Genomic DNA, 21,950 nt, shown 5'->3' on the forward strand with positions numbered 1-21,950 from the left:
TTACCATTAAAAATTGACAAAATAGTACATGAAGATATTAAACATACAAGTATTGAGAGGGCCTAATATTTGGTCGATCAACCGGAAGAAATTGATCCAGATGCGATTGGATTTAGAGGATTTAGAGCAAAAACCAACCAATGTGATAGAGGGCTTTAGCGAAAGGATAGAAAAACTGTTGCCGAGCATGTTTACACACCGTTGCTCAAAAGGTGTTGAGGGCGGTTTTTTTACCCGCGTAAAAGAAGGCACCTGGATGGGGCATGTGATTGAACATATAGCACTTGAAATACAGACGCTTGCAGGTATGGACACCGGTTTTGGAAGAACGCGGATGACTAAAACCGAGGGCATTTATAATGTAGTTTTCAGTTATCTTGAAGAGAAAGTTGGGGTTTATGCAGCAGAAGCCGCGGTAAGGATTGCCGAGGCCTTGATCAACGATGTGGAATACGATTTAGAGCACGATATCAGAAGAATGAAAGAAATCCGTGAGCTGGAAGCTTTGGGGCCAAGTACTGCCTCAATTGTAGAAGAGGCGGTAAAAAGAAGTATTCCGTGGATCAGATTGAACAAAAGTTCGTTGGTACAATTGGGTTATGGCAAAAACCAGGTCCGTTTTAGGGCCACGATGACCGAAAAAACCAGCAGCATTGCGGTTGATATTGCCAGTAACAAGGAAGAAACCAAACGTTTACTTACTGAAGCCGCTATCCCGGTAGCTTCGGGTGTAACCATTTCCAATCCTGATGATCTTGAAGCTTCGGTAAATAAAGTGGGCTTCCCTTTGGTATTTAAACCTTTAGACGGGAACCATGGCAAAGGCGCAACCATTAACGTAAAAACAATGGAAGATGCGGTTGCAGCTTTTGAATATGCCAAAACCTACTCGAGAAGGGTGATTATTGAAAAATTTATCAGCGGATACGATTTTCGCGTACTGGTGATCGATCATAAAGTGGTTGCTGCGGCACAGCGCGATCCGGCTCATGTAAGAGGAAATGGTATCCATACCATCCAGGAGTTAATTGATAAAGAAAATGAAGATCCGCGGCGTGGTTATGGCCACGAAAATGTGTTAACGGAAATTGCTGTTGATCGTGATACGCTGGATTTGCTGGCCAAAAAAGAATATACGCTGGAAACGATTCCTGAAAAAGGAGAGATCGTTTACCTAAAGTCTACTGCCAATTTAAGTACTGGGGGTACTTCTATAGATGTTACCGATATTGTACATCCACAGAATATTTTTATCTGCGAAAGGATTTCGAGGGTGATCGGACTGGATATCTGTGGTATCGATATCATGGCACAGAACCTTACCCAGCCTTTAACCGAAAATGGCGGTGTGGTTTTAGAAGTTAATGCTGCTCCGGGCTTCAGGATGCACCTGGCACCTAGTGAAGGTTTACCGCGCAACGTTGCGGCACCGGTGATCGATATGCTTTATCCACAGGGTAAATTATCGCAGATTCCGATCATTGCTGTAACCGGAACCAACGGAAAAACCACTACTACCCGTTTAATTGCGCACATAATCCGCAGTAACGGTAAACGTGTTGGTTTTACCACGAGCGATGGTGTTTATGTACATAACACCATGTTGATGAAAGGAGATACCACTGGTCCGGTGAGTGCAGAATTTATTTTAAAAGACCCAACAGTAGAATTTGCCGTTTTAGAAACTGCGCGTGGAGGGATTTTAAGGGCTGGATTAGGCTTTAATGCCTGCGATATCGGTGTGGTAACCAATATCCAGGAAGATCACCTGGGCCTATCGGACATCCACAATCTCGATGATTTAACCCGCGTTAAAGCGGTTGTGATTGGCGCAGTGCGCCGTAAAGGCTGGGCAGTATTAAATGCAGATAATGGATATTGCGTTCGCATCGCCAAAGATGCCCGTTGTAATGTTGCTTACTTTAGTATGGATGAAAACAATCCGGTTATTAAAGAACATTGCAGGAAAGGTGGAATTGCAGCAATCTATGAAAACGGATTTATTACCATCAAAACCGGCGATTGGAAACTAAGAGTTGATAAAGCCTCGCACGTTCCTTTAACTTTTGGCGGTTCGGTAAACTTCATGATCCAGAATGTACTCGCTGCTACCTTGGCAGCTTATTTATGGGGTTATAAGCCTGAAGATATCCGCTTATCGTTAGAAACTTTTATCCCTTCAACTGCCCACACCCCGGGACGGATGAATATCTTTAGGTTTAAGGATTTTAAAGTCCTGGTAGATTTTGCGCACAATCCTGATGGGTTTAACGGCGTAAAAGCTTTCTTACAGGGGGTAGAAGCTACTGAACATGTGGGAATTATTTCAGCAACCGGCGACAGAAGGGATGAAGACATTATTGAAACAGCCCGTATTTCTGCGCAGATGTTCGATAAAATTTATATATGCCAGGAAAAATATTTACGTGGCAGACAACAACAGGAGCTTATTGATTTGTTGATTAAAGGCATCAGGGAAGTTGATCCTGATAAAGAGATCATTGTAAACAATAAAAGCACCGAATGTTTAAGGGCGGCGATTGAATCAGCGCAGAAAGGTTCTTATTTAACCATTTTAAGCAATACGATCGATAATACCATCCAACGTGTTACCGAACATCTGGATAAGGAACTGGAAGCATAGCTTTTCGCCATTTCTAGCGAAATGAAATGAAGCCGAGAAATATGTTTAGATAGATCTCTCCATTCCGCTTTGCTACAGTCGAGATGACGGCTACAATAAAAAACCCTCCTCTGATTTATAAATCGAAGGAGGGTTTTCTGTTATTATTCTTGTTTAATTATGCCTGGCTATCACGCAATCTTTTAATTTCATCGTGTGATACTCTTAACGATGCTTTCTGATCAGAAATTAATTCCCTGATGTTCGAAGGGAGATCCTCTTCTTCTAAGGCCATTTTATAGGCACTTTGTGCGGCATCCTCTCCAAATTCACAGTTATTTAATACGGTTTTACGGTCGTGACCGGTGAAAATAGCTTTTACGTCCATCCAGGCCCTGTAAATTTTACCGGAGTTGGTGGTTCCTGTTTCTACTTCCTCTCCCAGGGCAGTTACCTCAGTAGCCAAAGCCATTTTATATTTGCGGCTTTCGTCAATCATATTTAAGAAAAGCGATTTCAGATCTGCATCACCGTCTTTTAATTCTTGGCGGGCTCTTTCATAACCTTCAATACGGTCGTTATTGATCTGGATCAGGTCATTCAATACTTCTGCTGTTGCTGTTGTTGTTTTCATGTTATTATTTTTTATAGTTTCGATGTATAAAAGCAACAAGGGCAATCAAAAAAAGGTTTGTCATTTTTTTAATAGCTCACAACAGGCAGGAATATCAGGTTATTTTTTTGAAAAATACTGAGCCAGTTTTTCTTTAACGAAACGGCGCACACGGGTTACCATATTGCCTTTACGTTTGGTTAAAAATAATTTGATGGCTTTATAAGCCGCAGTATCTTCTTTAATTGTGGTGGGGAATTCGACAATTGGCTTAGGGTTAATGATGACGTTATAGATATCGTTTATTCCCGAATGTACCCCCGTACCATCATGCCCGATATTGTTGACCAGCGATTGTGATGGATTAAGAGTTAGGCCTCCTTTTAAGAAAATAGAAGCATACCACCTGATGGCCCAGCTATTATTTTTTCCTTTTTTAAATTCCAGCATCTGCTTCCAGAAATTCATTTTATTATCAATGGAAAAAGCGGCTTTTTTCTTTTTATCAAACTGTTTTATCAGAACATCGATATCGGGCTCGAAGTTTTTCCAGGCCCTGCCCCAGGTTGCCCATCCCCAGCTGGTGGCCGCCCTGTAAAAAAACGACTGAGGTAGTTCTTCTGCCTTTAAAGGATACATATAGGCACCAATGTGCATTACTTTTTCTTCTTCCCTGTAGCGGTTTAGTGCTTCGTTGAAATAGTGCAAAGTATGCGGAGAAGTAACCAGGTCATCTTCGAAAACAATTACCTGGTCGTATTCGTCAATTAACCTGGTAACACCTGCAATTACCGAATTGGCCAAGCCTGCGTTATCTTTTCTCTCGATTACTTTAACGGATTTAAACCCTTTTGTTTTATTGATAATTTTTCTCACCTCAGCCACATTTTCTTCATCACGAATGGTTTTTGCTCCATCAGAAAAGATGTACAAATGGCTTTCGGCAGCCAGTTCGTTCTGTTGCAGGAATTTTAACGTACGCTCGGTATGCTGCGGGCGGTTATATACGAAAAGTGCTATGGGCGCAAGGTTTTGCATGTTTGTTTTTACCATTAAAGGAAGATCAGGTTTAAGCACCTTACCTTAATTTATTTGCCATATAAGGCAAATGAGTTCCATTTAAGTTATTAGTGGACAATATTAAGAAATTGATTCATATATTTCATTCACATATGTTTTTTGCCCTTCTGAAAAGATATGCAAACAATTAAAATTTATCATTAGTCCAAGAGGTAATTTTAGTAGCTTCATATAAGTTAAAAGCTGGGCAGTGTGGATTGGAGATACATTTTCTACAGACTTCAGTTCAACAACCAACGAATCTTCAACTAATAAATCGCACCTCAAATTTGCATCAATTTCCAATCCTTTATAATTTATGGGGATAATGAGTTCAGATTTGAAACTAATGTTTCTTAACTTAAGTTCATGCACCATGCACTTATGATAAGTACCTTCTAACAATACTGGTCCTAGCACTTTATGTACTTCAATAGCCGCTCCATTTACCCTGTAAACAAGGTCTTTTAAATAATTCTTTGTTAATAACATTCCTTCATAAATTAAATAGATAATTAATTAGGGGATGATTTTAACGCGTAATTATAAGGGGTTGGGCAATTTACTAAGCTTATATTACCTTATTATGTCTTATATGCTTAAATATATTGATTTAAACCTAAAATATCTGGAGGTTATGATCTGATTTTTTGGTTAATACCGTATAGGCATTAGCAAATTGTTCCTGTTTTTTTCTTCCGAACAGATTACCCAGGGTTTTCTTAATGCGGTATTCCAATTCAATTTTTAAGTTCTTGGTAAATGTTTTTGGTGCCTTCCTATTGATAAATTCATTAAACTTTACCGTTTCAGGCGCGGTGATCGAAATTTTATCTTCCAGAATTTCCAATCCTTCACTCTGCAGCAAAAACCTTAAAGATGTTGGTGTATACATGTTGATATGGCCATAATCCAAAAAGTGTTTCATCCTTTGATCCACACCATAACGGTAATCTTTAGGTACCTCAACCACAATGTATTTCGCAACCCTCTTTAGTTCGCGTATCAGGATCCTTTCGTGTTCTACATGTTCTAAAACATGAGCAAGGATAATCAGGTCGAAAGTATCATCGCCATAAGGAATTTTATAGCCATCAAAAGTCTGAACCTCTTTTAAGCCTGCTAGGTTACGGTCTTTAATAATGTCGACACCACTCTGTGCAATTTCCAAAGCATAAAACTCCGGTGCAAATTTCCATTCGTTTAAAAAATGCAAAATGCTGCCATCGCCAGCACCCACTTCAAGCACTTTTTTAGGTTTTAGCCCTTTGCATACCTCAACAATATTCTGGGCTTTATATTTGGCACCCAGCATGCGCCAGGCCACGTCGCTGTTGGTATAAAAATTATCGTATGCTGTTTTTACTTCTTCGCTTAACATGGTTCCAACTGTATTAAATGCCTAAACAATTATCCTGTTTATAAAAAACCGAAGTTGCTTTTTCGTAAAAAAGTCCGGGTGAAATTCCGCTAAAACTGATTTCTTTAAATCCCTGCTCTTTTAACAGCACACGCGCCGGATGATACACTTCGCGTTCACTGTCATCTAACACCAGCACGCCATTGGAGGAAAGTGCTTCAACACTGTATTTACAACAGTTTACACGGTCGCGGCCATCTACAATAATAATGTCGAATTTGCGGTTAAGCAAAGTTGCTTTTTTAGCATATTCTCCATTCTTTTCCAGCTGGCAAAATATCATTTCGGCATTGGCCGGACTGGTATTTTTCACCTTATCATACCAGCCTTTATCGTGCTCTACGGAGGTAACTGAAGCTGCCCGCTCTGCATAAAACAGTGTAGAGCTGCCCGATCCATATTCGAAAATATGCTGTGTTTTGTTGATACGTTCTTTAATAAAATCGATAAAGGAATAGGTTACCCAGGGCAATGCTTTCCCATTTCCATCTACAGCCTGTTTTTTATCAAAGGCGGTAAACCAGCCAATACTGCTTAAATATCCTTTATGTCCGTATGATAATAATGCTTTAAGCCTGTTTGGCTTGGCAATTAGTGTTGTTAATGCTTTAAGAGTACTCAACGTTTAAATATTTTTTGAAATGCCGTAACCAAAAGTAATGATTTTAACATCATTATACCCTGTTGACGGGTTTTAGGGATGAATAAAATAAAGAAAGTTGCTATAAAATAGGCAATCAGGGTAGCTAACGCGGCACCCATGATGCCAAATTTTGGTATCCATAGGATGTTTAACACAATGTTTGCCAAAGCGCCCATCCCAGTACGCAACATAGATAGTTTGGTATAACCTTCGGCAATAAGATATTGTCCGCTGGCACTGCCTAAGAAAACAAATATTCCTGCCCAAACATGAACGGTTAAAACATGGGCACCATCCCAAAATTCAGGGGTGTAAACAATATGATAAATGATTGGCGAGGCAAAAGTCATGAAAATAGCAACACTCAAACTGATCCACACCATCAGGTCATACATATTTTGCAATCGCTTGATATATCTTTCTGGATTATCCCTTTTGGCATTCATTATTGCCGGAAATACAGAAGTTACGATAGCAACAGGGATAAAATACCAACTTTCACTAAGCTGCACTACAGTCGAGTAAATTCCTAAAGCATCCGTTCCTAAATAATTTTCTACCATAAGCTGGTCTATTTTCATATATATTGAAACAAGAACTGCAGACAATGCAAGCGGCCACGAATGTTTGATAAGGTGTTTAGCTAGTGTGGAATCAAATATCCACTTGAAAATACTTCCAGCTTTTATGTTGTAAAAATAGATATAACCAGTTGCCAGAATTATGGTATCAAGCAACAGTGCAAAAACAAACCATCCAACACTTAATTTTAAAAAGATAAATATCAATTTTATTAAGGCCGAAATAATATTTCCAAATACCTGAACGCGCATTACGTATTTGGCTTGCACTTTAGACTGAAAATAGCTGTCTGTTATATAGAACGCTTGGGTAATTCCAGTGAGGCCTACAATGAGTACATAAGCAAGAGGTGTTTCTATAGGCTTGTTTGTGTTCCAAAGTATATAAGCAAAGTATATTAATGGAATGATTGCGATACCCCCGATAAGCTTAAGCCAAAATGCTGTTCCGAGTAAACGATCTCTATTTTCGGGTGTGCGAAGAAGTTCACGGGTTGTAAAGCCGTCCAAACCAAGAGCGGCCGCAGCTACAAAAAAGGTTGTAAATGCCGTTGGATAATTTAAAATACCATTTTGGGTTTTGCCTAAATAGTTTGTAATGATGAACCCCACTAGGATTTTAATTACTAAACTTCCAACTCTGGCCAACATCAACCATCCCGTATTTTTTAAATACTTGTTAAATGCTTCCTCATCAAAACCTTTTATGGCGGGTAATTTCATTAACGCAAAGATGTAAAAAAATGTGCGTTAAGTAGGGTACTCTAAATTCAAATATTTTTGTTGCCTATTTCTCCATTAGCCCTCACTTTTTGTTTCCAGCACTTTTGTTTCGGTAGTTTTAGCTTCAGGTATTGGAGTTGGCGCTGGGTTTGCAATTGGTGCAGGCTTGCTGTTCAGTGGTGCACCAACGGCAAGATCGCACCTGTGGTTAGGCTGGCCGTGAGGTGGATTTAAACCTTTACCTACTTTTACGCCTGATACCTGGGTAACCGGCGGTTGGGTAGTGGTAACCACTTGCGTTGGTTTACTATCCAAAGGTGCGCCAACGGCTATATCACATCTGTGGCCAGGCTCGCCATGTTTAGGGTTTAGCTTTTTTCCTGGAGTATTTACTACCGCCGATGCTGGAGCTGGTGTTGGCTGCGGATTTGCATTTGGTTGGGGCTGCACCCTGGCCGTGGGGTTTAATGGAGCGCCAACAGCCAATGCACAGGTATGCCCGGCCTCCCCATGGGGCGGATTGAAAATAAGATTACTTTTTGTAGTAACAGCCGGTGTTGCTGCCGCCGTTGTATTACCTTTTTGCAGTCCCTGCATTCCTGCCGGCGTTGGGATCATCACCTGGGCGGGTTGTTGTTTTTCGCCCTGGCAGGCGAAGCACAAAGCTATAGCCAGAAGGTAAAAAGCGTTTTTCATGAGAATTGAGTGTTAAGTATCACTCAAATATGGCGAAATTAATTTACGCTCGAAAACTCTTTTCTATTCTTTCTAATTGTTTGAGGTGGTGTTCTAAATGGATTTCAATAAACCTTAACCATTGTTTGGCATTCAGATAACCTAGCCGTGGATGTTTGATTTTAGAATGGGCAGTTGCAGAGGCCACCGAGGGATAGTTCTGGTCTAAAGCCTCTTCAAATGCTAAAATAAGGTCAAGGGCTTCTGTTTTACTGGTTTTTTTTACTCGGTCGGCCAGTTTTTTAGGGACTTTAAATTGCCCGGGTGGCAATATACCTAATAACAAAATGAGCCTCACGGCCAAAGCAGTTGGTTTATCTTCTCCTTTACTTTTTGCTGCGTGATCTAGAGCCCTGAGCGACAACAGGCTCGAATCGAAAATGTGCGAATACACCTCGCTGTAACTCCATCCGCCTATAGGTGGTTGCTGCTGAAAAACCTCATCAGCATAAGCAGATAGTTTCGATTTATAAGCATTTATAGTCTTGTGTATCGATGCCTTTATTTTTGCAGCCCTCATAACATAAAGATAAGTTGAATTACCAGTTCTCCAAGTATTTTAAAAATTCGATGTTTCAGCGGGGTTAAAGTAATTTTGCAATAGATCAATAAAAAAGAAGCCGGATTAAAAAAGTTTCAGTAATTCTTCTAAATGAACAATCTGCTGTTTTACATCCTGGGGTTTTTCTTTTTGCAAAGGATTAAAAAAAATGGCCTCCATACCAAAATTTAATGCGCCATAAATATCAGCTTCCAAGCTGTCGCCGATCATGATACTTTCTGCCTTTAAAGCCTTTGCTTTATCTAATGCATATTCAAAAATAATGGGGTTGGGTTTGTTTACGCCCACATCTTCCGAAATAATCACGTTTTTGAAATAGGGATTCAGGTTTGACAGGTGCATTTTGGTTAAGGTAGTTTCCTTAAAACCGTTAGAGATGATGTGAAGCGTATATTTTTGTTGCAGATAAGCGAGCACATTTTCTGCCCCTTCGAACAGGTTGGTTTTAGTGGGCGAAATATTTACATAATCATCCTCAAACTGATGAGGAACCGCATCAGGATGTACGCCCAACTGAATAAACGTTTTGCTAAAACGCTCCGATCTTAAAAAATCTTTGGTTATTTTACCCAAGTGGTAATCAGCCCATAACTGATGATTGTTCCGGGTATAGGTATGGATAAAATCAGTACAGGATTTAAGGCCAAGTTCGTCCAGTTTATAAATATGATAAAGCTCGTGTAATGTTTCTTCAGCATTGCGGTCAAAATCCCAGATGGTATGATCGAGATCGAAGAAGATATGTTTTTTCATTTGTGATGTTTTTCACAAAGGTAACTTAATGATTGTTGATTATAAATTCTTCGAAAGATTTGAATTTAAACTGTTCCATTATACAGTTCATTTATTTGCGGTACGAATCTGCTATAAATATTCTCCTGTCTTTGCGTTAATCTCCTCGATAAGCTCCTCATCCATATACTGATAATCGTCTTGAATATCGAGTATAATCATATCCTTTCCATTGCACTCTTCAGGGAAACGCTCCATAATTCTTTGTTTATGTTTTTTCTCCATCACAAAGATCAGATCAGCCCAGATAATCAGCTTGGCACTGATTTTAATCCTTGCCGATGGTTCTGTGCCTGCTGAGCGTACCTGGTGCTCAGCATGGTTTTTGTATATGGTTTCGGCAGTAGCACTACGCCATTTATTCCTGCTGCATATAAAGAGTATATTCAATTTTTATTTCATGAGGGATAAGAACCCTGGATTAAAGACTTCAGCCTGAAGACTAACTTAAACCTTCTCTCCATAAGCCAGGTCGCCTGCATCGCCAAGTCCCGGAACGATGTAAGATTTGCTGGTCATTTCTTCATCAATGGCGCCCAGCCAAAGTTTGGCTTTTGGCAGATTGGCTCGTACATGGGCAACCCCTTCTGTACTGGCTATTGCAGCAACAATATGAAGTTCTTCAATTTTGTAGCGGTTAATCAATTCTTTGCAGCACATCACCATGCTCTGGCCTGTTGCCAGCATAGGATCGGCCATAATCAGTACCTTGCCATCCAAATCGGGCGTAGAAATATAATCCATCTGGATTACGAAATCACCGCTCTTTTTTACTTTTCTGTAAGCAGAAATAAAACAACATTCAGCCCTGTCGAAAATATTGAGCAAACCCTGCTGTAAAGGCAATCCGGCCCTGAGTATAGTAGCAAGAACGGGTTGTTGTACCAGGACCTCGCAAGGTGATACCCCTAAAGGAGTCGTGATATCTTTGGTCGTATATTTTAACGATTTGCTGATTTCATAAGCAAAAAAACCGCCAAGCCTTTCCATATTTTTACGGAAACGCATCGAATCTTTCTGAATGTTTTCGTCCCGTAACTCTGTAATAAAAGTATTGGCAATAGATTTGGTTTTACTTACATCAAAAATCATCGTTCATTCTTTAGTTTCAGGTGTTATAAATGCAGCCCGGTGCAGGGTTACTGGTTAAAATTAGTGATTTTAAAGCAGATAACTTAAAAAAAAACGGTTCTGTTTTAGATAAATGACCAAATACAGGCCCGTAATTAATGGTAAAAATACCACAATGGGGCTGCTATTTGGTTATTTATAACTAATCAATTTCCTGAATAGCTGAGCATTTCGATAAAGAGCAACCGCAGTTTTTTATATTTAGGCAGGTTTGATAAATTTTTTAAATTCCAACAGCTATAAAATGTTCCGTTTACAACCTTAACCGCATCGATATATTGGTGCAGGATTTTCACTGCCGAATCTCTTGTTAAGTATTGAAGCGTATCGTCGGTTAAACAGTAAGAATTTACCACCAAGGGTGTTACTTTTTCGAGCTGGAGATCGTACCAGTTAAAAGGTGTACAGGTTCCGGCCCTAAAGCCCGGTACGTTGCTATACCCCATGGAATAATCGGCGGTAATGCCCGAATTGAGAATATTCAGGTAACAGATCGGAAATTTTAAGGTTTCTAATTGCTGACTGGTTAAGGGAATGGCAACCGGATGGATTTTTTTAAGTTTGATCAGCCCTTCTTTAATTTCATTCATTTTCTGCTTGTCGCTTACACAGGGCCTTAACAAACCAACAGATTGGTCTTTAAAATGCTTAGAAACACCATTCACTTCAGTAAAATGAATAGAAACATTTGGAAAATCGATAAAATAAAGGGGTTTATCTTTTTTAGTGGCGGCAATTTTATTTATTTCTTCCAGTACCTGCTCATTATTTAACCCAATTCCGGTGAGCTGATCGAATTTTGAACTCAGGTAATTATTCTCTTTCTTAAAAAGCGCACTAAAAACAAATTTAGTCCGGTTTAAAAATCCTTTTGGTATGCCTGGTAAAATATTAAAATGAATGGTAGGTTGATGATGGAATTTTTTTTCGTGAAACTTAAAACTGGGATATTTTTTCTTGATGATGCTTTTAATCATCAATGCCCACTCATCAATAACAGGTTTGTTCAAAACCTTCCATTTGTGTTGAAGGCTTTTTAAGGGCCTAAATTCTTCTTCCGTATTTTTTTGATGCAGGTATTCCTCATAACGGCTTAACATAAAAAAGGAAGCGGCAAAAACATCGAAAGGCAAAGCCGATTGCTCTACCGGAAAAGGAACCAGGTACTCGCCAAATGCAATGGTTTTTGGCTTAAGTTCTTCCAGTTTATTGGAAAAGAGCAAAGCGGTACTCTTAAAAAAAATCTCATCACCTAATTGTTTATTGCCATAGCTGATCTTAACCTGTTCACTCTGCAGAAAATATTGACTATTGCCTGTAAATTCTATTTCAGCTTTAAGAATATCCTTAAAAATAAAATTAAAGGTATATTTTATCCTTGGGGTTAATATATCGGAGAAGATGATTAGATGCATAACTTAATTTAACAACACGGAATTTAAAAAAAGATGACAAGAAATATTTCTCAGCTTATATTAACCTATAATATAGCCTTTTAAAATTAACTGTAATTTAATATTGAACGATTATCTAATACAAAAATTACAATTAAAAGTTTGCAGTGAACTTCTTTTCAGGGTATAGTATTTTGGTACTTTTGCGCATGCTGCCCTTTACAACATGTACAATGCTCATCTGATCGTCAAACATGTCGTATAAAATGGTGTCGTTAACTTCAACCGACCTGATAGCCGTTATTTTTTCGACTTCGAGGTAGATATTGGTTGCTTCATGATCAATTTCGAACCCAATGTAATTCAGGACGGCAGCTTTGCCATTGGCTTTTAACTGCAAATGGGAGAGCAGGTACTTTTTAACCAGCCCATCCATTTCTGTTTTCATATCCGCATTACCTAAATCAATTTTCTGCTTGTAGAGTTTAGCTAAAATGGCTTCAAAATCGTCTGAAAAAATCCGGCAGCTTACCTCTAAACTTTTATCCTTGGCATTAAAATTTATTTCGGTGGTGCTAACATGCAAAGGGTGTTTTATGCCGGCTTTAACAGTGTAGCAGGCACAGCATAATAGTAATAAGATATATTTTAATTTATACATTAATGTTAAAGTGTTAGGGTAAACAAAGTTATAATTTATAGCTTAAACCAAATAATTGCCTAAATAATATAAAAAATGGTAACAAATTTGGTATTTATTGTTTTGATTGAAAGATATTTGGGCTTTTTGCAATTAAAAACATAATTTTAAGCGTTTTAAACTATTTTAACTTTAATAGTTAGCTTATTAGTTCATGCCATTGCAGGATTTTGTCTTTTATTTTAAATTAGGTTGGGAGCACATTATAAGCCTCGATGCTTTGGATCATCAACTTTTTATTTTAGCATTGGTAGCTATTTACAGTTATGTGAATTTAAAACAGGTGCTCATATTGGTTACGGCTTTTACCATAGGCCATTCACTTACCTTGCTGCTCAGTGTACTGGATATTATTCGGTTTGATAGTAAATGGATAGAGTTCCTCATTCCCTGCACCATTGTAATTACCGCCATCAGCAATCTTTTTAGAAAGAATTTCTCCTTAAAATCAATTAAGATCAATTACTTTTTGGCATTGGGCTTTGGATTGATTCACGGTATGGGGTTCGCCAATTCAATCAGGATCATGCTGGCTAAAGACCAAAACATTGGCTGGGGATTATTCGGCTTTAATTTAGGGCTTGAGGCAGGACAGATTTTTATGGTCATCATTATTTTATTGATTACTTTTTTTATTTTTAACTATACCCGCATCAAACGCCTGAGCTGGGTTTTATTTATATCAGCAGCCGTATTTAGCCTGGCTTTAAAAATGGCTTTAGAACGAATCCCTTTTAACTAACATCATAATGAATAAACTGTTTACTTTAACCGGCTTACTGCTTTTTTCTGGTAGCTTAGCTTTTGCCCAAAATATTCAGAATAACCCTGGCAGCAACCATGGCAACAAATTCGAACAGTTGGGTACCATTTTACCAACACCTAACGAACAACGTACAGCCAGTGGTGCACCGGGTGTTAAATATTGGCAGCAGCGTGCCGATTATAATATTAAGTGCGAACTGGATGAAAAAAACCTGTTGCTTACCGGATCTGAAACCATCACCTATACCAATAATTCCCCTGATCCGTTAACCTATATCTGGTTGCAGCTTGATGAAAACGAGCATAGTACGGATAGAAACGCAAACTATCAGGATGCGACCAGAATGCCTGTCTCAGCCACGACCAAAACCCTCGATCAGTTAAGTACAACAGCCAACAATGGCAATGGAATCAACATTGTCAAGTTAACGGATGCAACAGGTAAGAACCTAAAGTATACGATTAATAAAACCATGATGAGGGTCGATTTGCCCGTTGCGCTAAGAACAGGCCAGAAATTGATCTTCAACATTGATTGGAACTATAAAATTACAGACCGGATGTCGGTTGGTGGCCGTGGAGGTTACGAATATTTCCCGGCAGATGGGAACTATTTGTTTACCATGACCCAATGGTACCCTCGTTTATGTGTATACAGCGATTTTCAGGGATGGCAGAACCACCAGTTTACCGGTAGAGGCGAGTTTGCCTTAACCTTTGGCGATTTTAAAGTGCAGATGACGGTTCCTGCCGATCACCTGGTGGGCTCAACAGGAGAATGTATAAACTACAGCGCAGTATTAAGCCCAACCCAGTTAAGCCGTTATAATGCGGCCAAAACGGCTTCGGCCCCTGTTGAAATCCAGACTTTAGCAGAAGCTAAAGCGGCAGAAACTAAAAAATCAACAGCTAAAAAGACCTGGGTTTTTAATGCTAACAATGTGCGCGATTTCGCCTGGACTTCTTCACGTAAGTTTATCTGGGATGCAATGCCTCAAAAAATACAGGCCAATAACAATACGGTAATGTGTATGAGCTTTTATGGAAAAGAGGCTTATAACCTTTACAGCAAATTTTCTACCCGCGCAGTAGCCCATACCATTAAAACCTATTCAGATTTTACCATCCCTTATCCATATCCGGTTGCCCAGAGTATTGAGGCGGCTAATGGAATGGAATATCCGATGATCTGCTTTAACTACGGCCGTACAGATACAGATGGTACATACAGCGAAAGTACCAAAAATGGAATGTTAGGGGTAATTATTCACGAGGTTGGGCACAACTTTTTCCCGATGATCGTAAACAGCGACGAGCGCCAGTGGACCTGGATGGATGAGGGGTTAAACTCTTTTGTTGAATATTTAACCGAAGAACTTTGGGACAATAAATTTCCAAGCAAAAAAGGACCGGCTTACACCATTGTAGATTACATGAAACTGCCAAAAGATGAGCTGGAACCAATTATGACCAACTCTGAAAACATTGCGCGTTTTGGCCCGAATGCCTATTCGAAACCGGCTACAGGCTTAAATATCCTCCGCGAAACCATTATGGGCAGGGAACTTTTCGATTATGCGTTTAAAGAGTATGCCAGAAGATGGGCCTTTAAACACCCTGAACCTGCCGATCTTTTCCGTACGATGGAAGATGCCAGTGGCGAGGATTTAGATTGGTTTTGGAGAGGCTGGTTTTATGGAACAGATCCCTGCGATATCTCATTGGATAGCGTGGAATTTGCTAAGGTAGATTTTCCTAAAGAAGTTCCTGCGGCAAGATCGCGCATGGTTAAAATTGATAAACCTGCTGTAAATGCATTTGAAGATATTTCAAAAATCAGAAACCGTGAGGATAAAAAAATCAACTTTTATGTAGATAAGAATACTGCTGCACAGGATTTTTATTATAAATACGACAGGGGAATGGTAAGCATTGATACTACTGTAGCCACCAAAGTAGAAGGTAGTTTGCCCATAGAAGTAGTCCCTTCTGATGAGCAGGATAAATATAAAAATAAATTCCTTTATGAGTTAAGTTTCAGCAATAAGGGCGGTTTGGTGATGCCAATCATTGTAGAGTTTACCTATAAAGATGGTACCAAAGAAATCGACCGCATCCCGGCGCAGATTTGGCGACACAATGAATTGAAAACGTCTAAGTTTTATGTAAAAGATAAAGAAGTAGCCTCTATTATGATCGATCCGTTACGCGAAACGGCCGACATCGATACCAGCAACAATAGCTGGGGCGGTAAAGCTAAAGAGAGTAAATTTAGAGCTTACAAAGCAAAAGCCGGTGGTGCAGTCAGGGGCCAGTCGGTTGGTAAAAACCCAATGCAGCAGGCTGCAGGTAAATAACAAAAAATCCCCGTTGAGTTTTCAGCGGGGATTTTTTTATTGAATTTCCGGAAGTATATTTAATAGAAAATGCCTAAGATTCGTGACTACAATATTGTTTGAAGTGTGGTATGTTTCACTCTTTGGGGTAATTATATATTTATACTTAGGTTCAAGATCCTGCGTGCAATTGATGAAACCTTTTGAAACAGTTGGTGCGTTTGATAGCTTAATCTCAATACAGGCAATTGGTGTAATGCCCTGAGCCAATAGCAAATCACATTCTGCACCAGTTTGAGTGCGATAAAAGAACAGTTCTGTTTGTTTTGTTTTAAGCTGATAAATCTGCTCAATTACATATCCTTCCCATGAGGCGCCTATCGCTGGATGACCAAATAAATCATTATAGCTTGGAATATTTAGCAAACGATGTAAGATCCCTGTATCGCGAATGTAAGTTTTAGGAGATTTAATTAATCTTTTTTTTGCATTCACAAACCAAGAAGGTAAACGCCTGATCAAATATCCACCTTCCAAAAAGTCCAGATATCTGTTCACAGTGGGAGCGCTAACCCCTAACGATCTCGCAAACGATTCGCCATTAAATAAATTTCCATTTAAATGTGCAAGCATACTCCAAAAATTCTTTAGTAAAATTGGGGCTAATTCTATGCCTAACATTTTAGCTAAGTCCCTTTCTATATAACTCACAATAAAGTCATCTGTCCATTCTTTGCTTAAGGTATCAGTTTCAGATAAAAGTGCTTCTGGAAAGCCTCCCCGAAACCAATGTTGGTCATCTGCTATCTCTTTTGGTAGCTCAGTTAGCCCAATAGGACATAGTTCGTTGTATAAAATTCTGCCAGCCAGTGTTTCAGAAACTCCCTTAACCAATTCTAGTGATGCTGAGCCAAGGAGTATAAATCTTCCTGGCGTTCTTTTTGCATCAATTAAAGGCCTTAGTAAAGAAAATAATTCTGGCAGTAATTGTACTTCATCAATAATTACAGTTTGATCCTGTAGATTTTCTAAAAAAGTATAAGCATCCTGTAATTTGGCCAGATCCCTGGGGTTTTCCATGTCCAGATAACTGTAATGACTTTCAAGTTGCCTGGCCAGCGTAGTTTTGCCAACTTGCCTGGGGCCCAAAATGGCTATTGCCGGCGATTTTTTTAGCCGACTTCGCAACTGTGAAGCTAGATTTCTGGTAATTAACATACACAGATATATAAATTAACCTAGTAAATCAAAAGTTTAACTTTTGATTTACTAGGTTAAGTGCTGTTTAAATGGGGTGGGTACGTGTTTAAGAAAGTGGATGAATTTTTTTAAAGCTTTATCTCAAACTGTTTTTTCAATCTATCCACACAAAATTACTTTTCGATGGTTGAATAAAGCATGCTAAAACGTTTAGCATTATAAAAATTTCAGTAAATTTGGGTACCGATGAAATTTAAAATCACTTCAGAATATAAGCCTACCGGAGATCAGCCAAGTGCCATTAAGCAATTGGTTGACGGCGTAAACGCCAACGAACATTATCAAACCTTATTGGGTGTTACCGGATCAGGAAAAACCTTTACCATCGCCAATGTAATTGAGCAGACCCAGCGGCCAACACTAATTTTAAGTCATAATAAAACCTTGGCTGCACAGCTTTATGGCGAGTTTAAGAATTTTTTCCCCGAAAATTCTGTCAATTACTTTGTTTCTTATTACGACTATTATCAGCCAGAAGCTTTTATAGCATCCAGCAATACCTATATTGAAAAAGACCTGAGTATTAATGAGGAAATCGAAAAATTACGTCTGCGCACCACATCGTCTTTAATGAGTGGCCGACGTGATATCATCGTGGTATCATCTATTTCCTGTATTTATGGTATGGGTAACCCCGAAGATTTCTCTAAAATGGTTTTCCGTTTTGGTGTCGGACTCAGGATTTCGCGCAATGCTTTTTTACACAGCCTGGTAGAAATTTTATATTCGCGCACCACAACAGATTTTAAACGCGGAACATTCAGGGTTAAAGGCGATACGGTGGATGTTTTTCCGGCTTACCTTGATCACGCCTATCGCATTTCGTTTTTTGGCGATGACATTGAAGAACTTTCAACCATCGATCCGGTATCGGGTAAAACCATTGAAAAATTGGAAGACATGGCCATTTATCCGGCCAACCTTTTTGTGACCCCTAAAGATCGTTTCAATGCCTCTATCTGGGGTATCCAGGAAGAATTGGAAGTCCGGAAAAACCAGTTGATTGCCGACAGGCATCTGCTGGAAGCCAAGCGTTTAGAAGAAAGGACCAATTTCGATATCGAAATGATGAAAGAGCTGGGCTATTGTTCTGGTATTGAGAATTACTCCCGTTTCTTCGATGGCCGGCAGCCGGGGATGCGTCCCTTCTGTTTGCTGGATTATTTCCCGGATGATTATTTAATGGTGATCGATGAAAGCCATGTTACTGTGCCACAGATCAGGGCCATGTATGGCGGCGACAGGTCGCGCAAGCTTTCGTTGGTTGAATATGGTTTCCGTTTACCGGCTGCGCTGGATAACAGGCCCCTAAACTTTAACGAATTTGAAGCCCTTGCGCCACAAACCATTTACGTAAGTGCAACGCCTGCTGAGTATGAACTCGAAAAATCAGAAGGGGTAGTAGTTGAACAGGTAATCAGGCCAACAGGTTTGTTGGATCCCGTAATTGAAATAAGGCCTGCCATTAACCAGGTTGATGACCTGCTTGACGAGATAGACCTGACTATAAAAGATGGGGGCCGTGTACTGGTTACAACCTTAACTAAACGGATGGCAGAGGAACTAACCAAATACCTGGACCGGTTAAACATTAAAACGCGCTATATCCACTCTGAAATCAAAACCTTGGAACGGGTTGAAATCCTTCGTGGTTTGCGTTTGGGTGAATTTGATGTGCTGGTGGGTATTAACCTTTTACGGGAAGGATTGGACTTACCTGAGGTAACACTTGTGGCCATTTTGGATGCCGATAAAGAAGGTTTCTTACGTTCAGAAAAATCGCTGATCCAGACTATAGGACGTGCGGCCCGTAATGATAGAGGGCGTGTAATTATGTATGCTGATGGCATGACTGAAAGCATGGAGAAAACGATAGATGAAACCAACCGCCGCCGGGAAAAACAGATTGCTTATAACCTTGAAAATGGTATCACACCAAAAACCGTGGGCAAATCGCGCGAAGCCATCTTAGAACAGACCTCAGTACTCGATTTCTCGCAAAAAGCAAGCGATAATAAAGCCAGGGCTTACATCGAAAATGCCGAAATCAGTATTGCTGCCGATCCGATTGTACAGTATATGGGCAAGGCAGAGCTGCAGCGCGCCATTGATAATACCCGTAAAGATATGCAGAAAGCTGCTAAAGAGATGGACTTTTTACAAGCTGCAAAACTGCGTGATGAAATGTTTGCACTGGAGAAAATGTTCAATGAAAAATTCGGCAAGTAATGGATTAACCTAATTCTTTAGGGGGATTGTTCGGTGATTTTTTCATAACCTTTACCACATAAGTATTTGCAATGCGGTCGTGCCATCCTCTTTCTCCAAATAAAAAAGAAAGTGCATCAAAAGGAATTATCCGGGCGAAAGTCCGGCCGATTCTTTGTATGATGGACGGCTTTTCTGCAACATTATTAACAACCATGTTACCCATAATGGTTTTTCCAATTGATGTGTTAAAAACACCTTCAAAGATCAAGTAATAAAGAAAACCAAATAATGTTAATGGGAAATAAGCTTTAGTTTCAAAAAAAACAAGATAATTTCTATTCTCATCAAAACGGATCCTATAATAAGACCCAATTTTAAGATAGAAATAATAAATCATTATAATTGATAAAAGATCGAATAGCCTATGAAGAAAACGATTAGGTTTGTTTACATCATCAAATGTAAAACTGCCATCTTCTTGTGACCGTAAAACAGGGATTAAGTTATTTTGAAGTGTGATTAAGACATAAATTTCAAAAATCAGATAGGCATAGCCAATAAAATCTAAGACTCCTAGTGGGCTATTTGCATGTTCCAACGGTTCAAGATTAGGAAATATCTTCCTATAGGCGTTAAAAATGTGAAAAATAAGCGCTAAAAGAATATTAAACTGTAAAAATGCCCTTAATATACCCGAACGTTCATATTTGCTTAGCACAAACTGCATAAGGCCTGCCAGATTCAAGATAAGCAGAATCGGAGTAACATACTCTGCCCAACTAAAATCTATTGTACCATCACTCCTTTTGATGACTGAATAAAGTTCAATCAGATATCTGATATACTGGAAACTATAAAAAGCGAACGTTAAACTGAGAACAACAGCGATAATTAGATTTTTTTTCATTTGAGCGATTTTGAGTAGGACCAAGATATGTTTTTAAACTTTATTAATCTTAATAAAATATTTATTTGGTAACGTTTTGGTTTTAATGGACAAATTTTAGATAATTTAAATTAGAATTGTGGCTCAATAAGTTATCTAAAAATTATTAAATGAAATCTTTAAAACTAGTAACGCTGATCGTACTCGGCGCTATCTGGCTGGAGGGTTATGCCCAAAGCCAGGAAAACATTACACTTCCACTTGGAGGCAATGCCTACAGTTCATTACACCAGGACTCAGAAAGAACTTTATCCAACAGGGGAATTGTAAACTGGTCAAATCCAAACGAATATTTTACAGCCTACTTCAGGGTTTCGAAACCAGGTACAATCAGTGTTTCCATGGGTGATAAACCCCTTGTAGAAGGTAAGGCGACGGTAGAATTTTCTATCCATAACCAACCTAAAAAAATAGACTTTGATCAAAGTCAGGCTTTTGAGGGCAAAATTGGTGAATGGACAGTTAAAGATACCGGTTATGTGGCCATAATCATTAAAGGTTTAAGCAAAAGCGGAGCAAAATTCCCTTCCATTACAAGTCTAATCATCGGAGGGTCGGCTATTGAAGGCAAAACAGCCTATGTTAAAAATAATGATGGCAACTTCTTTCACTGGGGGCGCCGTGGACCTTCCGTTCACTTAAACTACCTGCAGCCCGAAAACGTAAATGCCGAGTGGTACTACAACGAAGTTACGGTGCCAAAGGGTGAAGATATCCTGGGTTCTTATTTTATGGCCAATGGTTTTGGTGAGGGGTATTTCGGTATGCAGGTAAATAGTCCTACAGAACGCCACATCCTGTTTTCAGTTTGGAGCCCTTTCAATACTGACGATCCTAAAAGTATTCCCGATTCGCACAAAATTAAAATGTTAAAGAAAGGCGAAAATGTACATACAGGTGAGTTTGGTAATGAGGGTTCGGGCGGACAGAGTTATTTAAATTACATGTGGAAAGCGGGAAATACCTATAAATTTTTATTACATGGTATTCCCGGTACAGACAGTACTACCACATATACGGCCTACTTTTTTGCCCCTGAAACCAATAAATGGCAGTTAATTGCCAGCTTTACCCGGCCAAAAACTAAAACCTACCTAAAGCGTTTCCATTCCTTCTTAGAGAATTTCTCACCGGTACAGGGCGATTTATCCAGGAAAGTTTTATTTAACAACCAGTGGATTTGCGATGACAAAGGCGTTTGGACAGAATTAAAATCGGCCAGGTTTACTACAGACAATACCGGCATGAAAGGTTACCGGATGGATTACCAGGGAGGGATAGACAAAGGCACCTTTTACCTGAAAAATGGTGGTTTTTTTAACGATTATACCCCTCCAAGAAAAATACTGAACAGAACCACTGCAGGTAAGCAACCAGAAATAGATTTCAATAAATTGCCATAGATATTCAAAATTATTATGGAATTTTGGTGTTTCATTCATCATTACCAAACAGC

General features: G+C 39.2%; 20 protein-coding genes. 5 read left to right on the forward strand and 15 right to left on the reverse strand.

All coding sequences use genetic code 11. The features are described from left to right. Nucleotides 1-28: 28 nt before the first annotated feature. A complete protein-coding gene (gene cphA, locus GGQ60_RS18350; protein WP_183767048.1) occupies nt 29-2,644 on the forward strand; it encodes a cyanophycin synthetase in 2,616 nt (871 codons plus the stop codon). A 157-nt stretch (nt 2,645-2,801) separates the two neighbouring features. On the opposite strand, the gene GGQ60_RS18355 is transcribed toward cphA, so the two are convergent. From GGQ60_RS18355 to GGQ60_RS18415, 13 genes are all read right to left on the reverse strand, one after another. Then, a complete protein-coding gene (locus tag GGQ60_RS18355; protein WP_183767050.1) occupies nt 2,802-3,257 on the reverse strand; it encodes a ferritin-like domain-containing protein in 456 nt (151 codons plus the stop codon). Nucleotides 3,258-3,356: 99 nt separating this feature from the next. Continuing rightward, on the reverse strand, nt 3,357-4,274 hold the full coding sequence (locus GGQ60_RS18360; protein ID WP_183767252.1) for a glycosyltransferase family protein: 918 nt from the start codon (nt 4,272-4,274) through the stop codon (nt 3,357-3,359). Between the two features lie 102 nt (nt 4,275-4,376). After that, nucleotides 4,377-4,787, reverse strand: coding sequence for a GxxExxY protein (locus GGQ60_RS18365; RefSeq protein WP_183767052.1), 411 nt, complete (start codon nt 4,785-4,787; stop codon nt 4,377-4,379). Between the two features lie 127 nt (nt 4,788-4,914). Continuing rightward, nucleotides 4,915-5,676: a class I SAM-dependent methyltransferase gene (locus GGQ60_RS18370; RefSeq protein WP_183767054.1), complete on the reverse strand. Its 762-nt coding sequence runs from the start codon at nt 5,674-5,676 to the stop codon at nt 4,915-4,917. Between the two features lie 13 nt (nt 5,677-5,689). Further along, nucleotides 5,690-6,337, reverse strand: a complete 648-nt coding sequence (locus tag GGQ60_RS18375; protein WP_183767056.1) for an O-methyltransferase — start codon at nt 6,335-6,337, stop codon at nt 5,690-5,692. Beyond that, on the reverse strand, nt 6,334-7,662 hold the full coding sequence (locus GGQ60_RS18380; RefSeq protein WP_183767057.1) for a flippase: 1,329 nt from the start codon (nt 7,660-7,662) through the stop codon (nt 6,334-6,336). The genes GGQ60_RS18375 and GGQ60_RS18380 overlap by 4 nt, the downstream gene beginning before the upstream one ends. Before the next feature lie 75 nt (nt 7,663-7,737). After that, entirely contained in the window at nt 7,738-8,358 is a 621-nt protein-coding gene (locus GGQ60_RS18385) for a hypothetical protein (protein ID WP_183767059.1), read from the reverse strand. A gap of 43 nt (nt 8,359-8,401) precedes the next feature. After that, nucleotides 8,402-8,917 (reverse strand): DinB family protein, encoded by a 516-nt coding sequence (locus tag GGQ60_RS18390; RefSeq protein ID WP_183767061.1) that lies wholly within the window; start codon nt 8,915-8,917, stop codon nt 8,402-8,404. Between the two features lie 105 nt (nt 8,918-9,022). Continuing rightward, complete coding sequence (locus GGQ60_RS18395; RefSeq protein WP_183767063.1) at nt 9,023-9,712, reverse strand: YjjG family noncanonical pyrimidine nucleotidase; 690 nt, start codon at nt 9,710-9,712, stop codon at nt 9,023-9,025. Between the two features lie 111 nt (nt 9,713-9,823). Beyond that, a complete protein-coding gene (locus GGQ60_RS18400) occupies nt 9,824-10,141 on the reverse strand; it encodes a low molecular weight protein tyrosine phosphatase family protein (RefSeq protein WP_183767064.1) in 318 nt (105 codons plus the stop codon). Between the two features lie 57 nt (nt 10,142-10,198). After that, entirely contained in the window at nt 10,199-10,843 is a 645-nt protein-coding gene (upp, locus tag GGQ60_RS18405; protein WP_183767066.1) for a uracil phosphoribosyltransferase, read from the reverse strand. A gap of 185 nt (nt 10,844-11,028) precedes the next feature. After that, entirely contained in the window at nt 11,029-12,297 is a 1,269-nt protein-coding gene (locus GGQ60_RS18410) for a DUF7033 domain-containing protein (RefSeq protein ID WP_183767068.1), read from the reverse strand. Between the two features lie 133 nt (nt 12,298-12,430). Next, nucleotides 12,431-12,937 (reverse strand): DUF6702 family protein, encoded by a 507-nt coding sequence (locus GGQ60_RS18415; RefSeq protein ID WP_183767070.1) that lies wholly within the window; start codon nt 12,935-12,937, stop codon nt 12,431-12,433. Between the two features lie 193 nt (nt 12,938-13,130). On the opposite strand from GGQ60_RS18415, the gene GGQ60_RS18420 reads away from it, so the two are divergent. After that, nucleotides 13,131-13,718 (forward strand): HupE/UreJ family protein, encoded by a 588-nt coding sequence (locus GGQ60_RS18420; RefSeq protein WP_221235992.1) that lies wholly within the window; start codon nt 13,131-13,133, stop codon nt 13,716-13,718. 7 nt (nt 13,719-13,725) lie between these two features. Beyond that, a complete protein-coding gene (locus tag GGQ60_RS18425) occupies nt 13,726-16,098 on the forward strand; it encodes a M1 family metallopeptidase (protein ID WP_183767072.1) in 2,373 nt (790 codons plus the stop codon). Between the two features lie 36 nt (nt 16,099-16,134). Here GGQ60_RS18425 and GGQ60_RS18430 read toward each other — a convergent pair whose 3' ends face one another. After that, on the reverse strand, nt 16,135-17,295 hold the full coding sequence (locus GGQ60_RS18430) for an ATP-binding protein (RefSeq protein WP_183767074.1): 1,161 nt from the start codon (nt 17,293-17,295) through the stop codon (nt 16,135-16,137). Between the two features lie 228 nt (nt 17,296-17,523). Between GGQ60_RS18430 and uvrB the strand changes: the two genes are divergently transcribed. Next, nucleotides 17,524-19,566, forward strand: a complete 2,043-nt coding sequence (gene uvrB / locus GGQ60_RS18435) for an excinuclease ABC subunit UvrB (protein ID WP_183767076.1) — start codon at nt 17,524-17,526, stop codon at nt 19,564-19,566. Between the two features lie 4 nt (nt 19,567-19,570). On the opposite strand, the gene GGQ60_RS18440 is transcribed toward uvrB, so the two are convergent. Next, the gene (locus tag GGQ60_RS18440; protein WP_183767078.1) at nt 19,571-20,455 is read right to left on the reverse strand and encodes an RDD family protein; all 885 of its coding nucleotides are present in this window, start codon (nt 20,453-20,455) and stop codon (nt 19,571-19,573) included. Between the two features lie 149 nt (nt 20,456-20,604). Here GGQ60_RS18440 and GGQ60_RS18445 point away from each other — a divergent pair, with 149 nt between their 5' ends. Beyond that, a complete protein-coding gene (locus GGQ60_RS18445) occupies nt 20,605-21,897 on the forward strand; it encodes a DUF3472 domain-containing protein (protein ID WP_183767080.1) in 1,293 nt (430 codons plus the stop codon). The last annotated feature ends 53 nt before the right edge of the window (nt 21,898-21,950 follow it).

The organism is Pedobacter zeae, assembly GCF_014196715.1.
Taxonomy (GTDB): Bacteria; Bacteroidota; Bacteroidia; order Sphingobacteriales; family Sphingobacteriaceae; genus Pedobacter; species Pedobacter zeae.

Bases quoted from the DNA above. Each gene is read 5' to 3' on its own strand.
- GGQ60_RS18385 (WP_183767059.1), bottom strand. From the start codon at position 8,358: ATGAAAAACGCTTTTTACCTTCTGGCTATAGCTTTGTGCTTCGCCTGC.
- GGQ60_RS18420 (WP_221235992.1), top strand. From the start codon at position 13,131: ATGCCATTGCAGGATTTTGTCTTTTATTTTAAATTAGGTTGGGAGCAC.
- GGQ60_RS18430 (WP_183767074.1), bottom strand. From the start codon at position 17,295: ATGTTAATTACCAGAAATCTAGCTTCACAGTTGCGAAGTCGGCTAAAA.
- GGQ60_RS18445 (WP_183767080.1), top strand. From the start codon at position 20,605: ATGAAATCTTTAAAACTAGTAACGCTGATCGTACTCGGCGCTATCTGG.
- upp (WP_183767066.1), bottom strand. From the start codon at position 10,843: ATGATTTTTGATGTAAGTAAAACCAAATCTATTGCCAATACTTTTATT.
- GGQ60_RS18370 (WP_183767054.1), bottom strand. From the start codon at position 5,676: ATGTTAAGCGAAGAAGTAAAAACAGCATACGATAATTTTTATACCAAC.
- GGQ60_RS18380 (WP_183767057.1), bottom strand. From the start codon at position 7,662: ATGAAATTACCCGCCATAAAAGGTTTTGATGAGGAAGCATTTAACAAG.
- GGQ60_RS18390 (WP_183767061.1), bottom strand. From the start codon at position 8,917: ATGAGGGCTGCAAAAATAAAGGCATCGATACACAAGACTATAAATGCT.
- GGQ60_RS18355 (WP_183767050.1), bottom strand. From the start codon at position 3,257: ATGAAAACAACAACAGCAACAGCAGAAGTATTGAATGACCTGATCCAG.
- GGQ60_RS18395 (WP_183767063.1), bottom strand. From the start codon at position 9,712: ATGAAAAAACATATCTTCTTCGATCTCGATCATACCATCTGGGATTTT.
- GGQ60_RS18440 (WP_183767078.1), bottom strand. From the start codon at position 20,455: ATGAAAAAAAATCTAATTATCGCTGTTGTTCTCAGTTTAACGTTCGCT.
- GGQ60_RS18365 (WP_183767052.1), bottom strand. From the start codon at position 4,787: ATGTTATTAACAAAGAATTATTTAAAAGACCTTGTTTACAGGGTAAAT.
- GGQ60_RS18425 (WP_183767072.1), top strand. From the start codon at position 13,726: ATGAATAAACTGTTTACTTTAACCGGCTTACTGCTTTTTTCTGGTAGC.
- GGQ60_RS18410 (WP_183767068.1), bottom strand. From the start codon at position 12,297: ATGCATCTAATCATCTTCTCCGATATATTAACCCCAAGGATAAAATAT.
- GGQ60_RS18360 (WP_183767252.1), bottom strand. From the start codon at position 4,274: ATGCAAAACCTTGCGCCCATAGCACTTTTCGTATATAACCGCCCGCAG.
- GGQ60_RS18415 (WP_183767070.1), bottom strand. From the start codon at position 12,937: ATGTATAAATTAAAATATATCTTATTACTATTATGCTGTGCCTGCTAC.
- uvrB (WP_183767076.1), top strand. From the start codon at position 17,524: ATGAAATTTAAAATCACTTCAGAATATAAGCCTACCGGAGATCAGCCA.
- cphA (WP_183767048.1), top strand. From the start codon at position 29: ATGAAGATATTAAACATACAAGTATTGAGAGGGCCTAATATTTGGTCG.